Origin of the sequence: Streptomyces yokosukanensis (genome assembly GCF_001514035.1) — a bacterium.
Classification (GTDB): Bacteria; Actinomycetota; Actinomycetes; order Streptomycetales; family Streptomycetaceae; genus Streptomyces; species Streptomyces yokosukanensis.
In genome coordinates this window covers 258,575-274,020 of record NZ_KQ948208.1, presented here as the reverse complement: position 1 = coordinate 274,020, position 15,446 = coordinate 258,575, and the positions used below count along the sequence as shown (strand labels likewise).

Sequence of the window (15,446 nt, the reverse complement as noted above, 5' to 3'; positions counted from 1 at the left end):
GACGGTGCGTTCGACCGGGCAGGGGCGCGCGCCGGGGCAGTGGCCGCGTCATCGGCGGGCCTCCTCGCGCACGATCCGCTCCAGGGCGTCGACGGCGCGGTCGATGTCGTCGGCGGAGTTCAGCACGCCGGGCGCGAACCGGACGGCGCTGTCGCGGTACGGCGTCTGGCCGGCCATGATCCGGTCCCGTTCCAGCGCGGCCACGACGAGGGCGGGATCGCGGCCGGTCACGTCGAAGCAGACCATGCCCGAGCGCATCGCCGGATCGGCCGGGGTGCGCACCCGGACCCCGGTCAGCTCGCTGAGCCGGGCATGGCAGTAGGCGGTGAGTTCGGCGATCCGGGCGGCCACCCGGGCCTTGCCGAGCGCCGTCTGGAAGTCGAAGGCCTCCGCGAGCGCCCACCGGTGTTCGAAGGCGGGGAAGCCGCCCGGCGTGCACAGCCGGGCGCGCGGCGCCTCGCCGTCCGGGACGCGGCCCAGGTACCAGGGCCAGAAGACCTCCACATCGAAGGAGGTGACGGTCGGCTCCACGGCCGCCCAGCCCTGGTCGCTGCCCCAGACCAGTCCGGTCCCGCGGGGGCCGAAGAACCATTTGTGGCAGCCGGCGGCGAAGAAGTCGCAGCCGAGCCGCTCGACCTCGAAGTCCTCCACACCCAGGCCGTGTACGGCGTCCACGCAGACGAGGATCCGCCGCTCCGGCGGTCGGCCCAGGTTGGCCCGCGCGACAACCTCGCCGATGCGGGCCAGCGGCAGCTTCACGCCGGTCCCGGAGTGGACCCAGGTCAGGGCCAGCACCCGGGTGGTGTCGCGCAGTCCGCGGGCGACCGCGTCGGTGATCTCCTCGGCGGTGGCCGCGGGCGCGTGGTCGTAGAGCCGGATCGAGCGCTGGACGGCGCCGCTCGCCGCCGCCTTGAAGCGCAGCAGCTCCAACGCGGCGTAGTGCTCGTGCTCGGTGCTCAGGATCTCGTCGCCGGGTGCGAGCCGCATCCCGGTGTGGACGACGGCCAGACCGGCGGTCGTCGACTCGGTGAGCGCCAGGGAGTCGGGGCTGGTGCGCAGATAGCCGGCCGCCTTGTCGAGGACCTGGCGGACCTGGCTGTCACGCTGGTGGAAGTGGTGGGCGGGGTTGCGGTCCAGAGCGCGCCGGTGCCGTTCGACCGCCTCGCGGACGGGCCGGGGGTGCGGTGCCAGCATCGACAGCGCGAGATGGACGTAGCCGGGGTCCAGCTCGAACTGCTCCCGCGCCCACTCCCACAGGGGCGCGGGCACGGGCCGTGGCGGCACGATGCCCGGTCCGCCGTCGATGCGCTGCACGGTCATTGCTCCTCCGGTGCGAAGACGTCCGGCTCGGCCGGATCGGCCGTATCAAGGGGGTCAGGGGGAGGGGTGGGTGGGCCCGGTGGTGTGCGGGCGATGACGTACGTCACCGGGACGCGCAGGGCGATGCGGTCGGCGGCCGCGCTGCGGGCCTGGGCCTCGGCGCCGATGGCCTCTTCGATGCCGGGGCACCGGTCCGGCGGGATCCGCTCCCACAGCCGGCGCATCCCGTGGGTCCGGGTCCAGCGCAGGAACTGTCCGGCCGTGCGGGCGGTGATGTACGCGGTCTCCTGGTGGATCTCCACCTCGGCGAAGCCCGCGCCGAGCAGGGCCGCGCGGGCGTGGCGCGCGCCGCCGAAGGGCTCTCCGTAGGGGTAGACACCGCTGCCGCCGGCGTACGCGGCCGCGGCACGGGCGATGCTGCGCAGCCCGAACACCTCGGGCTCGGGCCGGTGGACGGTGGCCGGGGCGGACAGCGCGAGGCGTCCGCCCGGCCGCAGCAGCCGGCGGTAGGCACGGAAGGCGGCGGCCGGGTCGGGGAGCATGTGCACGCTCATGCCGCCGGTGACCGCGTCGAAGGTGCCGGGCGGGAAGCCCGGTGCCTGGCCGTCGCCGACCAGGACACCGACGGTGTCCAGCCCGGCGGCCCGGGCCTCGGCCCGGGTGGCCTCGACCATGGCGGCGGAGATGTCGATGCCGGTCGCGGTGCCGCCCGTTCCGAGGGCCCGTGCGGCGGGGAACAGCACGGCACCGCGCCCGCAGCCGATGTCGAGCACCGCCTCGCCCCGGCGCAGCGCCGCGAGCCGCACGAGGCGCTCCCCGACGGGGCCGAAGAACGCCACGCCGGTGCGGTCGTAGACGCCCGCCACGTCGTCGAAGAGGTCCCGGGTCTCCCGGACGGCCCGGCGGGCCCGGTGGTCGTGGATGTCCTGCTCCATGGCTGTCACGGCTCCCTCAGACCCGTTCCCGCTCGGCGTCCATGGCGCCGAAGATCTCGTGGTGGAGGTCGCGCAGCAGCTCCCGCTCGCCCGGCTCGCGGCCGGTGAGCAGCCCGAGCCGGTCGGCCCGGGCCAGCGGGTCCTCGGCGCCGGGTACGGCGAGGCCGTAGCGGTCGAGGACCGCCCGCACCGGCACCGGCAGCCGGTCGGAGCCGAGGGACGGGCACGGCTCGCCCGGCGCGGCGGGCCCGGCCGCCGCCATCCGCTCCAGGACCCCGGGCAGCACCTTCATCGTGTGCTCGTAACGGGCCCAGTCCGGCACCTGCGCGGGAAGCGGCGCACGCCGGTCGAGCACACGGCGTACGACGGCGGCGAAGTCGTCCTCCCGCATCCGCGCGAACTCGTAGGGGCTGGTGTGCGGACGGTCGAGGTAGTCGACGTCGACGAGTCCGCCGTTGCCGTCGCCGATGAAGTACGGAAATCCGTCCCAGCGCGGTACGACGGCCGGCACCCCGCAGGCCAGCGCCTCCAGCGGCGACTTGCCGTAGGTCTCGAAGACGCTCGTCGCACCGGAGACGAACACGTCGGCCGCGTTGTACAGATCGGCCGTGCGCTCCTTCTCCAGCCGGTGGAAGAGGACGACGTCCCGCATCAGCGGGGCCAGCCGGTTGAAGTAGGGCGGGTCGATGTGGGTGACGGACATGGTGAGCAGGACTTCGGGGTCCTCGGCGCGCAGCAGGTGGTAGCCGGACAGCAGCGCGTGCAGCCCCTTGTCGTTCATGAACCGCCCGGTGTACAGCAGCAGCCGGCCCTGCTCGGGCAGTCCGAGCGCGGCCCGGCTCGCGGCGCGGTCGCGGGGGCGGTAGATGTCCTTGATGCCGAAGGTGCAGATGTTCTCGGCCGGGATCCCGGTGATGTGGCGGTAGGCCCGCTCGGCGTTGCGGGAGCCGCAGACGACCAGGTCGGCGGGGTGCGGACGGGCGGCCACGAGGAGGAAGTAGAGCAGGATGTGCAGGGGGTAGGGGTTGGTGTGCGGGATCATCAGCGCCGGCGGCCGGTATCCGTCGCGCCGCATGAAGTGCAGCAGCGGGAGCGACTCGACGTACTCCGCGACGACCACGTCCACCTGGGACAGGTCGCAGGACGCCTTCAGCGCCCGGTAGATCTCCTCGAACCGCTCGTAGGTGTGCTCCTCGGGCGGCAGCAGCCGGATCCGGAACAGCAGCGTGTCCCCTGCGGGGCAGAAGCGGCGCACGTCCTGCGGGGAGTCGGTCAGCGCGAGCACTCTGGGCATCGGCGTCAACTCGCGGGCAGCGACTCGAAGTACATCTGCGCGTCCTTCAGCGCGGGCCACTGCCCGGACTCCTGCGCCCGGCGCGCCGCCGCGACCACCCGTCGCACGCCCTCGCGCACGTCGATCTCGTGCCGGAAGCCGAGGACCCGGCTCGCGCGGTCCACATCGGCCCACAGCCGCTGGGCGTAGATCGCGATGGGGACGTCGACGTACTCGCGTTCGAGGAGGCTGCCGACCTCCTCACCGATCATGGCGAGGATGTCGTTGAAGCTGGTCTCGATGCCCGTGCCGACGTTGAACTCATGGGTGGGCAGGTCGGCTTCGAGGGCCGTGCGGAAGGCGCGGCCGGCGTCCTCCACGTAGATGAAGTCGCGGGTCTGGCTGCCGTCGCCCCACACGACCGGGGTGACGCCGTTCAACACCGCCCACGCGAACAGGGAGATGACGTTGGCGTAGCCACCCTTGCTGAACTCGTCGTGGCCGTAGACGCTGAAGGGGCGCAGGCCGAGGGCGACGAGGCCGTAGCGCTCCGCGTACTGGCGGGCCACCTCCTCGTTCCACTTCTTCGACAGGGCCTTCAGGTCCGGTGGTCGCAGCCCCATGGTCTCGGAGTACGGCACCGGGTTGCCCTCGTAGACCGCGCTGGTGCTGGCGTAGACGAGTTTGCCGACGTCGGCGCGGCGCATCGTCTCCAAGACGTTCAGGAAGCCGTGCACGGTGACCGAGGCGCCGTCCACGGGGTCCTCCTCGTACATGAGGAAGGAGGAGGGTGCGGCGAGGTGGACGACGGCGTCGCGGCCCTTCATCAGCTCGGTCAGCAGGGGCAGATCACGGGTGTCGCCCTCCAGCCACTCCACATGGTCGCGCAGGTCCCCGGGGATGTGCCGGCGGCCGCCGATCTTGAAGTTGTCGACGGAGGTGACGGTGTGGCCGTCATCGAGCAAGCCCCGGATCATGTTCCGGCCGATGAAGCCGGCGCCTCCGGTGACCAGGAGGTTCTTGGGCGTCATAGCTCTCCTCGGGTGCGGGGTGGCGTGCCTGGAGTGGGCGCAGCCGCCGCCCGGGGGGGCGAGGGCTGCGCCCGGTGCGGGTGGTCACGCGAGCGGGACCAGCTGGTAGTAGTCCGCCTCCGCCGGCATGTCCTGCGGCGCCCACTGCGGACGCTCCGGGAGCCAGGCGGACCCGGCCGGCGCCCACTGCGGACGCTCGGGCAGCCAGGCCGTGGCGACGGGCGCCCACTGGGGACGCTCGGGCAGCCAGGAATTCTGCATGACGGTCTCCAATCCGGACATGGAATATCCCTCAGAATGAGGCAATACCCCGATCCGAGGGCCAGTTTGCCCATGCCACAGACGGGCGTCAATGGACCTAATCAGACAGCCACCCACAGCGCACCTTTGGCCAATGCGCCGACATTTGTCATACGGCATTGCGCACACGAAACCCCGCTGCTTCACTGGAGCCTCAGCGAAGTCAACAGGAGGGTAAAATAGCAGGTGAGGGAGGCTTGTGAGCGTCAGATTCGATAAAAGAAAGGCATGCCGAAGTACGTCGTGCCGCCCTCTTCGGATTCCTCGGCACGACGATTCAAAACCTCACCCTCTTCAGTTACCCCCCGGCCTCCATTCCAGCTTTCCCGGCTGTTCCCTTTCCCTGGACGAACGCCACGGGCGAAAGCGACGGCCGCAAGAGGAACGCGCGATGCCGCGGCGGACGAACGATCCTGCAAGCGCATCGGCCATATCGGCCGCACCGTTCACAGCAGAGGCAGCAGAGACAGCAGAGACATCACCCCCGATGGACGCCGTGGAGCAACCGGCCGGGCGGTTCACCGCGGCCCCTGGACCCGTTCCCGCTCCGGTCCGCCCACGGCCCTCGCCCGCGGGGCCGTACGGGTACGGGTCGCCAGGGTCAGCGCGAGCGCGACCAGCACCGAGAACGCGGCGGCCATCGGCAGCAGCCCCGGGCGGAGCGCGATGACGAGCCCGCCCAGGACACCGCCCAGCGCCGCTCCCGCGTACACCGAACTGCTGTGGACGGCCACGGCCTGGCCGGCGGCGCGGGTGCCGGCGCGGGCGAGCATCAGCGCCTGGATGCTGGGCGGCACCGCCCAGGCGGCCGCCGACCAGACCATCAACAGCACCGCGACCACGGCCACCGGTACCGGCCGCACCACCCACAGCAGGGCGAAGGCGACCAGGGCGGCGCAGAAGGCACAGCTCGCCAGGACGAAGGCGCGCAGCGGCGCCCAGCGGTCGACCAGCCGACCGGCGTACTGCGTGCCGAGGATGCCGCCGGCGCCCGAGCAGACCAGAAGCACGGCGAGGGAGCGCGGGGAGACTCCGGCGAGGCCGGACAGGAAGGGCTGGAGGTACGTCTGGAAGGCGAGGTTGCCGGCGACCGTGAGGACGGTGACGACGAGGACCGCGGCCACCGCGCCGTGCAGCAGCGGCCGGATCAGGTCGCCGACGGTGCGGTGCTCCGTGGCGCGCTCCGCCACCGGGAGCAGGACCGCGGCCCACGCCAGGGCGGCCAGCCCCAGCAGCCCGCCGAAGGCGAAGGTGGCCTGCCAGCCCAGGGCCGCCCCGACCCAGGTGCCGGCCGGGACACCGAGCAGGACGGCACCGGTCAGCCCGGTCATCACGGTGGCCAGATAACGACCCTGCTGCTCCGGCGGCGCCTGGGTGCTCGCGGCGGCCAGCGCGGCGGGCAGCACCACCGCCGCCGCGAGCGCGGCCACGGCCCGCAGGACCATCAGCGCCGGGAAGGAGCCGCCGACGAACAGCGCGGCGAAATTCGCCGCGCAGAAGACGGCGAGCGCCGCGAGGAGCGCCGTACGCCGGGCGACGCGGTCGAGCAGCAGCGACCACGCCGGCGCCGCGAGGGCGTACACCAGCGAGTACACCGTGACCAGCTGTCCCGCGGCGGTCTCGGAGCGGCCGGTGCCGTCCGCGATCGACCGGAGCACACCGACGATCACGAAGTCGTCGGTCTGCACGGCGAAGGCGGCGACGGTCAGGGCGTAGAGCCAGACGGGGCGCCGGAAGGAGGACGACGAAGGGGTCGTGATGGCGGTCACTTCGTTAGGGTAACACTCGTTTCCCTCATCTCGTGTGCGAGAGTGAACGCCCTGAACACCGTCAGCGACCGGCCGCGGGCCGGGAGTTCACCAGGAGCCGCCGCCCATGCCGAGGCCCGCCAGCCCAGAACGCCGCCGCGAGGTGACCGACGCCGTGATCGGGCAACTCGCCCGCACCGGCATCGGCTCCTTCTCGCTGCGCACGCTGGCCGAGGGGCTGGGCCAGAGCACCCGGGTCCTGACCCACCACTTCGCCGACAAGAACGCCCTGCTCACCGCCGTGCTCCAACGGCTGGACGAGCGACAGCACAAGGCCCTGCGCGCCACCACCGGCTGGGACGACCCGGCGGTCCCGGTCAGCGAGGTCGTCCGCTCCGCCTGGCACCGCAACCTCGGCCCCGAGGAACGCGACATGACCCGGCTCATCCGGGAGATCGAGGGCCTCGCCGCGGCCGGCCGGCTCACCCTCCCGCACCCCGGCTTCGTGCGCGGCCGGGCCGAGTTCGTCGCCTCCTGCCTGGTCCACCGCGGCCTGTCCGACGAGGCCGCGCTGACCTGCGCGACCCTCCTCAACAGCGCCTTCTCCAGCCTCCAGGCCGACCTGCTGATCACCGGCGACCGCGAGCGCGTCGAGACGGCCCTGGACGCCCTGTGCGCCTGGATCGACGCACAGGTGGGCAGAGCCTCGTGAGAGCGCCGCATGAGGCGGCCTCGTGGCGAAGTCGCGTCCCGCGGCCGCGTGACGGACCCCACCCACCACCGAGTTCAAACTCCGTTAACAATGGAATGTGATCTCACCGGTCTCCCCGATGCCCCGGAGCGCCCACCGGCACAGGCCGGAGGCGACTCCCTACGTCGACCTCACCCGTGCCGAGTGGAGCGCGCTGCGCGACAAGACGCCGCTGCCGCTCACCGCCGAGGAGGTGGAGAAGCTGCGCGGTCTGGGCGATGTGATCGACCTGGACGAGGTGCGGGACATCTACCTCCCGCTCTCCCGGCTCCTCAATCTCTACGTCGGTGCCACCGACGGCCTCAGAGGCGCCCTGAACACCTTCCTCGGTGAGCAGGGCTCCCAGTCCGGCACCCCGTTCGTCATAGGCGTGGCCGGCTCGGTGGCCGTGGGCAAGTCCACCGTCGCCCGCCTCCTGCAGGCCCTGCTCTCGCGCTGGCCCGAGCACCCGCGGGTGGAACTGGTCACGACGGACGGCTTCCTCCTGCCCACCCGGGAACTGGAGACCCGCGGCCTCATGTCGCGCAAAGGGTTCCCCGAGTCCTACGACCGCCGGGCCCTCACCCGTTTCGTCGCCGACATCAAGGCGGGCAAGGACGAGGTCACGGCCCCCGTCTACTCCCACCTCATCTACGACATCGTCCCGGACGAGAAGCTCACGGTCCGCCGCCCCGACATCCTGATCGTCGAGGGCCTGAACGTCCTGCAGCCCGCCCTGCCCGGCAAGGACGGCCGCACCCGGGTCGGCCTCGTCGACTACTTCGACTTCAGCGTGTACGTCGACGCGAGCGCCGAGGACATCGAGCGCTGGTACCTCAACCGCTTCAAGAAGCTGCGCCAGACGGCCTTCCAGAACCCCGACTCGTACTTCCGCAAGTACACCCAGGTCTCCGAGGAAGAGGCCCTCGACTACGCCCGCGCCCTGTGGCGCACGATCAACAAACCCAATCTGGTCGAGAACATCGCCCCCACCCGCGGCCGAGCCACCCTGGTGGTGCGCAAGGGCCCCGACCACAAGGTGCAGCGGCTCCGCCTGCGCAAGCTCTGAGCCGTTTTGGGGCGTCCGCCGAAGACGCCTGTTAGAAAGGCGTCATGCTGCATCTGCGCCTGATCACCCCTGCCGAGAAGACGGACGAGGTGGTGCGGCTGATCGAGACGACGGTCGGCACCGCCCATCTCGTCGTCCTGCCCGCAGCCGCCCGCAACCCCGTCGGGGACGTCGTGATGTGCGACGTGGCGCGCGAGGCGGGGGACGAACTCATCGGCGGGCTGCGCCGGTTGGGGCTGGACGAGACCGGCTCGATCGCCGTGGAGGACATCGACCTCACACTGTCCCGGCGCGCCGACAAGGCCGAGGAGGAGGCGCCGGGCGAGGCCGCGGACGCGGTGCTCTGGGAGGGCCTGGCCGACGCCACCCACGAGGAGTCGACCCTGTCGATCACCTACGTCGCCTTCATCACCCTGGCCACGATGATCGCGGCCTGCGGTGTGGTCCTGGACAACGCGATCCTGATCGTGGGCGCGATGGCGGTGGGCCCGGAGTTCGGCCCGCTGGCCGGTTTCAGCACAGCCCTGGTGCAGCGCCGCCCCCGGCTCGCGCTGCGCTCGCTGACCGCGCTGCTCGTGGGCTTCGCCGTGGCGATGACGGCGACGGTCGGCTTCACCTACTTCATGGACGGCGTCGGCCTGTTCACCAAGATCCAGCTGGAAGCCGGGCGCCCCAACACCAACTTCATCTACCGCCCCGACGCCTTCTCCTTCGTCGTCGCGGTCCTCGCCGGCATCGCGGGCATGCTCTCCCTGACGTCGGCGAAGTCCGGCGCCCTGGTCGGCGTGGCGATCTCGGTGACCACGATCCCGGCAGCCGCCAACGCGGCGGTCGCCTTCACCTACACCGAGTACCGCCAGGCCTCGGGCTCGACGATCCAGCTCCTGCTGAACCTGGTGGGGATCGTCCTGGCGGCGACGCTCACGCTGCTGGCCCAGAAGTACTTCTGGAAGCGGCAACGGCAGGCAGCCTGAGGGGCGCGGGGAACCGCGCGATCAACTGCGACGAACCCGCAGTCCACGGCACACAGGTCCCGGCCCCTCGAACCCGGCGACTACCCCAGCGCCGACTTCACGGCATCGGCAAGCCGCCCGGCGACACTGCGCGCCTGCTCGATGTCCGCGGCCTCGACCATCACCCGCACCAGCGGCTCGGTACCCGAGGGACGGAGCAGCACCCGACCGGTCTCTCCGAGTTCCCGCTCCGCCTCGGCGACGGCGGTGGCGAGATCGGCCGACGTACGCACGCGCGACTTGTCCACGTCCGGCACATTGATCAGCACCTGCGGCAGCCGCTCCATCACCGACGCCAGCTCCCGCAGCGTACGACCCGTCTCGGCGACCCGCGCCGCCAGCAGCAGGCCGGTCAGCGTGCCGTCACCGGTCGTCGCGTGATCGAGGATGATCACATGCCCGGACTGCTCGCCGCCGAGGGCGAACCCGTGCTCCTTCATCTCCTCGAGCACATACCGGTCACCGACGGCCGTCTGCACCAGCCGGATCCCGGCCCGCTCCATCGCCAGCTTGAACCCGAGGTTGGACATCACGGTCGCCACCACGGTGTCCTCGCGCAGCGCCGAGCGCTCCCGCATGGCCAGCGCCAGCACCGACAGGATCTGGTCGCCGTCGATGTCCTCGCCGGTGTGGTCCACGGCCAGGCAGCGGTCGGCATCGCCGTCGTGCGCGACACCGAAGTCCGCGCCGTGTTCGAGGACCGCGGCCTTCAGCTGGTCGAGGTGGGTCGAGCCGCAGCCGTCGTTGATGTTGAGCCCGTCCGGCGCCGCGCCGATCGTGACGATCTCGGCGCCCGCCCGGGAGAACGCCTCCGGCGAGACCCCCGAGGCCGCGCCGTGCGCTTCGTCCAGGACGATCTTCAGCCCGTCGAGCCGGTTGGGCAGGACGGACAGCAGGTGGCCGACGTACTGCTCGAAGCCCTCGTCGTAGGAGCGCACGCGCCCCACGCCCGCGCCCGTCGGCCGCTCCCACGGCTCACCGTGCCGGTGGGACTCGTACACCGCCTCGATCCTGTCCTCCAGCTCGTCGGCGAGCTTGTGGCCGCCACGGGCGAAGAACTTGATGCCGTTGTCCGGCATGGCGTTGTGGCTGGCGGAGAGCATCACGCCCAGGTCTGCGCCGAGCGCGCCGGTCAGATGGGCCACCGCCGGTGTGGGCAGCACACCGACCTTCAGTACGTCCACGCCCGCGCTGGCCAGGCCCGCCACCACGGCCGCCTCCAGGAACTCCCCGGACGCCCGCGGGTCCCGTCCGACCACCGCCGTCGGCCGGTGGCCCTCGAAGGTGCCCGCCTCGGCCAGCACGTGGGCCGCCGCCACGGACAGGCCGAGCGCCATCTCGGCCGTCAGGTCCGCGTTGGCGACACCGCGCACGCCGTCCGTACCGAAGAGTCGTCCCACTTGTCCTCCTGAGGAAGCGTCCTTGCTGCCATGCATGGTGGCAGACGCCGGGTCATCCGATCACACCAGCCTTTGAGCGTCTTGTGTCGTTATACGCCCTTGGCCGGGATAAACGAACGCCCCGACGGCACATGTGGCGTGCCGCCGGGGCGTTCGGAGTACGTAGGGGCCGGAGCCCGTCATACGTACGAGCAGGCAGCGGAGCTTAACGCTTGCTGTACTGCGGAGCCTTGCGGGCCTTCTTCAGACCGGCCTTCTTCCGCTCGACCGCGCGGTCGTCGCGGCGCAGGAAGCCGGCCTTCTTCAGCGGGCCGCGGTTGTTGTCGACGTCCGCCTCGTTCAGCGCACGGGCGACACCGAGACGGAGCGCACCGGCCTGACCGGAGACACCGCCACCCGCGATGCGGGCGACGACGTCGTAACGACCCTCGAGCTCGAGCACCTTGAAGGGCTCGTTGACTTCCTGCTGGTGCACCTTGTTCGGGAAGTAGTCCTCGAGGGTGCGACCGTTGATCTTCCACTTGCCGGTGCCCGGAACGATCCGGACGCGGGCGATGGCGTTCTTGCGACGGCCCAGGCCGGCGGCGGGCTGGGGCTCACCGAAGCGCGAGCCGAGGGACTCGGAGGTGTACTCGCCCTCCACCGGAACCTCGGACTCGGTGGTGTAGCTCTCGATGTCTTCGATCTCTTCGATCGGCTGCTCGGCAGTGGTCTCGGCCACGATTCTCCTCAGATTCTCTTCAGTCTTAGGGGGTGGCCGGACTTACTGCGCGACCTGGGTGATCTCGAACGGCACCGGCTGCTGGGCAGCGTGCGGGTGCTGGTCGCCCGAGTAGACCTTCAGCTTGGAGAGCATCTGACGGCCCAGGGTGTTCTTGGGGAGCATGCCCTTGACGGCCTTCTCGATGGCCTTCTCGGGGTTCTTGTCGAGCAGCTCGTCGTAACGGACGGAGCGCAGACCACCCGGGTAGCCGGAGTGGCGGTACGCCATCTTCTGGGTCCGCTTGTTGCCGGACAGGTGCACCTTGTCGGCGTTGATGATGATGACGAAGTCACCGGTGTCGACGTGGGGCGCGTAGATCGGCTTGTGCTTGCCCCGGAGAATGGAGGCGGCGGTGCTGGCGAGACGACCCAGGACAACGTCCTGGGCGTCGATGACGTGCCACTGGCGCGTCACATCGCCGGGCTTGGGGCTGTACGTACGCACGGTTCGTAGCCTTCGCTTCGAGTGAATGGTCCTGAACAGGTCACCGAAACGATCACGACAGCCTTGACCGCACCGCGGTGACGCAAACCGCGTGCTGATCGCTGGTCATCGGCCCGGCGGACCGGTGTAAGGGCCCGTCCCGTGAGAATGAGCAAGCCAATACACAACGAAGAAGCAGAGTACCCGGGCGGACCGGGACGGGTCAAAACGAGGCATGCCGACGGACGCACGCCGGACAAACGAGGCATGCCGACCGACGCACTCCGGCACCCCCCGGCGCCCGTCTAAGATGCGCCCCATGAGTTACGGGCAGGGGGGACCCCAGTCTCAGTGGGATCCCTGGAAACCGCAGAGCCAGCAGCAGCCCTGGAGCAGCGGCGGTGAGGACGGGACACCGGACTGGGCCGCGCTCGCCCAGGCCTCGGAGACCCGGAACAAGCGCCGCAAGCTGCTGTTCATCGGCGGCGGCGCCGTCGCCACGGTCGCCGTCGGCACGGCCGTCGCCATGGCCGTCGTCTCCGCGGGCGGCAACGACAGTGCCCACGGCACCCCCACCAACCTGCCCGCCAGCGCCTCCGTGCCGAACGGCTCGGCCACGCCGTCCTTCGCGCCCACCAGCGCCCCGCCGCCGCTGGACCCGAAGGACTTCATATCCAGCGCCAAGAAGGACACCGCCCCGCTCAGCGCCGCGAGCCTCTTCCCGGGCACACAGCTGACCATGGGCGACACGGTGTACAAGAAGGGCGCGACGGCCGACACCACGAGCTGCGCCACGGCCGCCGACGGCAAGCTGCCGAAGATCCTCACCGCCAACGGCTGCACCCGCCTGATCCGCGCCACCTACAGCAACGGCCACGGGATCGCGATCACCGTCGGCGTCGCCGTCTTCCCCGACCAGGCACAGGCCGCGAAGGTCAAGACGCAGGCCGCCAAGAAGGCCATGGTGCGCTCCCTGCCCGGCAAGGGCGTCAAGAACTTCTGCGACGCCGCGGTCTGCCTGACGACCTCGAACGCCGTCGGCCGCTACACGTACTTCACGACCGGCGGCTTCCTCGACGGCAAGAACGTCACCGACAAGGACACGAAGGTCTTCCGCGTCGGCGACGATCTGCAGCAGTTCATCTTCAACCAGATCTACCGCCGCGGCCAGGCCCAGGCGTCCGCGGCGGCGAACCAGTAGCTCAGCAGCACCCCGCCGACGGAAGCGAGCGCTTGTTCCGCGCCTCCTTGTTGCGCGCGGCCAGCAGCTCGTCGGCGGGGTAGCCGACCTCCTCCAGGGTCAGCCCGTGCGGCCGTACGACATGCACGGCGGAGTCCCGCACCCCCGCGGCCAGCACCTTCCCGGGCCACTCCGGCCCGCGGTGCCCGTCCCCGACGAACAGCAGCGCCCCGATCAGCGAGCGCACCATGTTGTGGCAGAACGCGTCGGCGCGCACGGTGGCGGTGACGACCCCGTCGGACCCGCGCACGAGGCTCAGCTCCTGAAGGGTCCGGATCGTGGTGGCCCCCTCGCGCTTCTTGCAGTAGGCGGCGAAGTCGTGCTCGCCGACCAGACGCCGCGCGGCCTCGTTCATGGCCTCGACGTCGAGCGGCCAGTCGTGCCAGAGGACGTGGCCCCGCAGCAGGGGGTCGACTCCCCCGGGGTCGTCGGTCACCCGGTACGCGTACCGCCGCCAGATCGCCGAGAACCGCGCGTTGAAGCCCTCCGGCGCCTCCGTGAGCCGCCACACCCGCACGTCCTTCGCCAGTCGCCCGGCGAGCCGCTTGAGCAGCTTCCCGCGGTGCTCCGCCCACAGCTCGGCCGGCAGGTCGACGTGGGCCACCTGGCCGCGCGCGTGGACGCCAGCGTCGGTCCGCCCGGCGACGGTCAGCTCGTACGTCGTGTCCTTCGTACGCGTCACCGTGCGCAGCGCGTCCTCGATCTCCCCCTGCACGGTCCGCCTGCCGCCGGCCTGCTTGGCCCAGCCGTGGAAGTCGGCGCCGTCGTAGGAGAGGTCGAGGCGGATGCGGACGTGACCGGGCTGTACTTCGTCACTCACGTGGCAATCCTCTCAAGTACGCGAAAGCGGGCCCGCCCCGAAGGGCGAACCCGCTTCCCGAGTCAGGCAGAGCCTCAGGCGTCCTTCGACTCCTCGGCAGCGGCCTCCTCGGCCGGAGCCTCGGTGGTCTCCGCAGCCTTGGCCTCGTCGGCCTCCTTGACCGCACGCTTGGTGGCGGCCTCGGCCTCACCCACGGCGTTCTGCTGCACGGTCAGCGCCTCGACCAGCTCGATGACGGCCATGGGCGCGTTGTCGCCACGGCGGTTACCGATCTTGGTGATGCGGGTGTAGCCACCGGGACGGTTCTCGTACCGCGGGCCGATCTCGGTGAAGAGCGTGTGGACGATGCCCTTGTCCGTGATGACCTGGAGCACCTGACGGCGGTTGTGAAGGTCGCCCTTCTTCGCCTTGGTGACCAGACGCTCGGCGTACGGGCGCAGGCGACGAGCCTTCGCCTCGGTGGTGGTGATGCGGCCGTGCTCGAACAGCGCCTTCGCGAGGTTCGCGAGAAGCAGCTTCTCGTGCGCGGCGCTGCCGCCCAGACGGGCACCCTTGGTGGGCTTCGGCATTCTTCTTCTCCTGTGTCTCTGCCCCGGCCGTGTCAGGTACCGGAGTCAGTATCCGAGCGAGCGGTTGCTCGTCGAAGATCCGGGTGCCCTTTCAGACACCCGGAGGGTCCGCGCCCTCGAAGGGGCGCGGGGAACTGCGGCTCTCCTCGCGGAGCGCTCAGTACTGCTCGGTCTCGACGAAACCGGCATCCGCGTCGTCGTCCGCGCCGAACGCGTCCACCGCGGCGGTGGGGTCGAATCCGGGCGGGCTGTCCTTCAGGGCCAGGCCCATGCCGGCCAGCTTCGCCTTGACCTCGTCGATGGACTTCGCACCGAAGTTGCGGATGTCCAGCAGGTCCGCCTCGGAGCGCGCGACCAGCTCACCCACGGAGTGGATGCCCTCGCGCTTGAGGCAGTTGTAGGAGCGGACCGTGAGCTCCAGCTCCTCGATCGGCAGCGCCAGGTCGGCGGCGAGGGCGGCGTCCGTCGGGGACGGACCCATGTCGATGCCCTCGGCGTCGATGTTCAGCTCGCGGGCGAGACCGAACAGCTCGACCAGGGTCTTGCCGGCCGACGCCATGGCGTCACGCGGACGCATGGCCTGCTTCGTCTCGACGTCGACGATCAGCTTGTCGAAGTCGGTGCGCTGCTCGACACGCGTGGCCTCGACCTTGTACGTGACCTTGAGGACCGGCGAGTAGATGGAGTCGACCGGGATACGGCCGATCTCCTGGCCCGCCTGCTTGTTCTGCACGGCGGAGACGTAGCCGCGACCGCGCTCGACGGTCAGCTCCATCTCCAGCTTGCCCTTGCCGTTGAGCGTGGCGAGGACG

At 70.9% G+C, this 15,446-nt stretch carries 16 protein-coding genes; 4 read left to right on the top strand and 12 right to left on the bottom strand.

Features of this window, described 5'->3' with window-relative positions:
- Nucleotides 1-48 precede the first annotated feature (48 nt).
- The 6 genes from AQI95_RS07860 to AQI95_RS07835 form a co-directional block, all read right to left on the bottom strand.
- Nucleotides 49-1,320 carry an aminotransferase class V-fold PLP-dependent enzyme gene (locus AQI95_RS07860; protein ID WP_067119484.1) on the bottom strand — a complete coding sequence of 424 codons (1,272 nt, stop codon included), beginning with the start codon at nucleotides 1,318-1,320 and terminating at the stop codon, nucleotides 49-51.
- Nucleotides 1,317-2,255: a class I SAM-dependent methyltransferase gene (locus tag AQI95_RS07855; protein ID WP_067119480.1), complete on the bottom strand. Its 939-nt coding sequence runs from the start codon at nucleotides 2,253-2,255 to the stop codon at nucleotides 1,317-1,319. Before AQI95_RS07855 ends, AQI95_RS07860 begins: the two co-directional genes overlap by 4 nt.
- A gap of 16 nt (nucleotides 2,256-2,271) precedes the next feature.
- On the bottom strand, nucleotides 2,272-3,549 hold the full coding sequence (locus AQI95_RS07850; RefSeq protein WP_079071121.1) for a glycosyltransferase family 4 protein: 1,278 nt from the start codon (nucleotides 3,547-3,549) through the stop codon (nucleotides 2,272-2,274).
- A gap of 5 nt (nucleotides 3,550-3,554) precedes the next feature.
- Entirely contained in the window at nucleotides 3,555-4,559 is a 1,005-nt protein-coding gene (locus tag AQI95_RS07845) for an NAD-dependent epimerase/dehydratase family protein (RefSeq protein ID WP_067119474.1), read from the bottom strand.
- An 84-nt stretch (nucleotides 4,560-4,643) separates the two neighbouring features.
- Complete coding sequence (locus AQI95_RS07840; protein WP_067119471.1) at nucleotides 4,644-4,841, bottom strand: hypothetical protein; 198 nt, start codon at nucleotides 4,839-4,841, stop codon at nucleotides 4,644-4,646.
- A 536-nt stretch (nucleotides 4,842-5,377) separates the two neighbouring features.
- Nucleotides 5,378-6,628 carry an MFS transporter gene (locus tag AQI95_RS07835; protein ID WP_208614100.1) on the bottom strand — a complete coding sequence of 417 codons (1,251 nt, stop codon included), beginning with the start codon at nucleotides 6,626-6,628 and terminating at the stop codon, nucleotides 5,378-5,380.
- A gap of 106 nt (nucleotides 6,629-6,734) precedes the next feature.
- Here AQI95_RS07835 and AQI95_RS07830 point away from each other — a divergent pair, with 106 nt between their 5' ends.
- The 3 genes from AQI95_RS07830 to AQI95_RS07820 all read left to right on the top strand — a co-directional run bounded on the left by AQI95_RS07830 (nucleotide 6,735) and on the right by AQI95_RS07820 (nucleotide 9,380).
- Entirely contained in the window at nucleotides 6,735-7,319 is a 585-nt protein-coding gene (locus AQI95_RS07830; protein ID WP_067119462.1) for a TetR/AcrR family transcriptional regulator, read from the top strand.
- A 118-nt stretch (nucleotides 7,320-7,437) separates the two neighbouring features.
- Nucleotides 7,438-8,406, top strand: coding sequence for a type I pantothenate kinase (gene coaA, locus AQI95_RS07825; protein WP_067119460.1), 969 nt, complete (start codon nucleotides 7,438-7,440; stop codon nucleotides 8,404-8,406).
- Between the two features lie 44 nt (nucleotides 8,407-8,450).
- Nucleotides 8,451-9,380 (top strand): DUF389 domain-containing protein, encoded by a 930-nt coding sequence (locus tag AQI95_RS07820; RefSeq protein ID WP_067119457.1) that lies wholly within the window; start codon nucleotides 8,451-8,453, stop codon nucleotides 9,378-9,380.
- An 80-nt stretch (nucleotides 9,381-9,460) separates the two neighbouring features.
- Here the strand turns inward: AQI95_RS07820 and glmM are convergent, their stop codons facing one another.
- The 3 genes from glmM to rplM form a co-directional block, all read right to left on the bottom strand.
- Nucleotides 9,461-10,819: a phosphoglucosamine mutase gene (gene glmM, locus AQI95_RS07815; RefSeq protein ID WP_067119456.1), complete on the bottom strand. Its 1,359-nt coding sequence runs from the start codon at nucleotides 10,817-10,819 to the stop codon at nucleotides 9,461-9,463.
- Nucleotides 10,820-11,024: 205 nt separating this feature from the next.
- A complete protein-coding gene (gene rpsI, locus AQI95_RS07810; RefSeq protein WP_067119454.1) occupies nucleotides 11,025-11,540 on the bottom strand; it encodes a 30S ribosomal protein S9 in 516 nt (171 codons plus the stop codon).
- A 42-nt stretch (nucleotides 11,541-11,582) separates the two neighbouring features.
- Nucleotides 11,583-12,026: a 50S ribosomal protein L13 gene (rplM, locus tag AQI95_RS07805; protein WP_004927173.1), complete on the bottom strand. Its 444-nt coding sequence runs from the start codon at nucleotides 12,024-12,026 to the stop codon at nucleotides 11,583-11,585.
- 298 nt (nucleotides 12,027-12,324) lie between these two features.
- Here rplM and AQI95_RS07800 point away from each other — a divergent pair, with 298 nt between their 5' ends.
- Nucleotides 12,325-13,206 (top strand): diacylglycerol kinase family protein, encoded by an 882-nt coding sequence (locus AQI95_RS07800; RefSeq protein WP_067119452.1) that lies wholly within the window; start codon nucleotides 12,325-12,327, stop codon nucleotides 13,204-13,206.
- A 1-nt stretch (nucleotide 13,207) separates the two neighbouring features.
- Here AQI95_RS07800 and truA read toward each other — a convergent pair whose 3' ends face one another.
- The 3 genes from truA to AQI95_RS07785 all read right to left on the bottom strand — a co-directional run.
- The gene (truA, locus tag AQI95_RS07795) at nucleotides 13,208-14,065 is read right to left on the bottom strand and encodes a tRNA pseudouridine(38-40) synthase TruA (RefSeq protein WP_067119451.1); all 858 of its coding nucleotides are present in this window, start codon (nucleotides 14,063-14,065) and stop codon (nucleotides 13,208-13,210) included.
- A 74-nt stretch (nucleotides 14,066-14,139) separates the two neighbouring features.
- Nucleotides 14,140-14,634, bottom strand: coding sequence for a 50S ribosomal protein L17 (gene rplQ / locus AQI95_RS07790; protein WP_067119450.1), 495 nt, complete (start codon nucleotides 14,632-14,634; stop codon nucleotides 14,140-14,142).
- A 157-nt stretch (nucleotides 14,635-14,791) separates the two neighbouring features.
- Nucleotides 14,792-15,446, bottom strand: a 655-nt coding sequence (locus tag AQI95_RS07785; RefSeq protein ID WP_167361932.1) for a DNA-directed RNA polymerase subunit alpha, incomplete at its 5' end; no start/stop codon positions are given.

Bases quoted from the DNA above. Each gene is read 5' to 3' on its own strand.
- AQI95_RS07860 (WP_067119484.1), bottom strand. From the start codon at position 1,320: ATGACCGTGCAGCGCATCGACGGCGGACCGGGCATCGTGCCGCCACGG.
- AQI95_RS07855 (WP_067119480.1), bottom strand. From the start codon at position 2,255: ATGGAGCAGGACATCCACGACCACCGGGCCCGCCGGGCCGTCCGGGAG.
- AQI95_RS07850 (WP_079071121.1), bottom strand. From the start codon at position 3,549: ATGCCCAGAGTGCTCGCGCTGACCGACTCCCCGCAGGACGTGCGCCGC.
- AQI95_RS07845 (WP_067119474.1), bottom strand. From the start codon at position 4,559: ATGACGCCCAAGAACCTCCTGGTCACCGGAGGCGCCGGCTTCATCGGC.
- AQI95_RS07840 (WP_067119471.1), bottom strand. From the start codon at position 4,841: ATGTCCGGATTGGAGACCGTCATGCAGAATTCCTGGCTGCCCGAGCGT.
- AQI95_RS07830 (WP_067119462.1), top strand. From the start codon at position 6,735: ATGCCGAGGCCCGCCAGCCCAGAACGCCGCCGCGAGGTGACCGACGCC.
- coaA (WP_067119460.1), top strand. From the start codon at position 7,438: ATGCCCCGGAGCGCCCACCGGCACAGGCCGGAGGCGACTCCCTACGTC.
- AQI95_RS07820 (WP_067119457.1), top strand. From the start codon at position 8,451: ATGCTGCATCTGCGCCTGATCACCCCTGCCGAGAAGACGGACGAGGTG.
- AQI95_RS07800 (WP_067119452.1), top strand. From the start codon at position 12,325: ATGAGTTACGGGCAGGGGGGACCCCAGTCTCAGTGGGATCCCTGGAAA.
- rplQ (WP_067119450.1), bottom strand. From the start codon at position 14,634: ATGCCGAAGCCCACCAAGGGTGCCCGTCTGGGCGGCAGCGCCGCGCAC.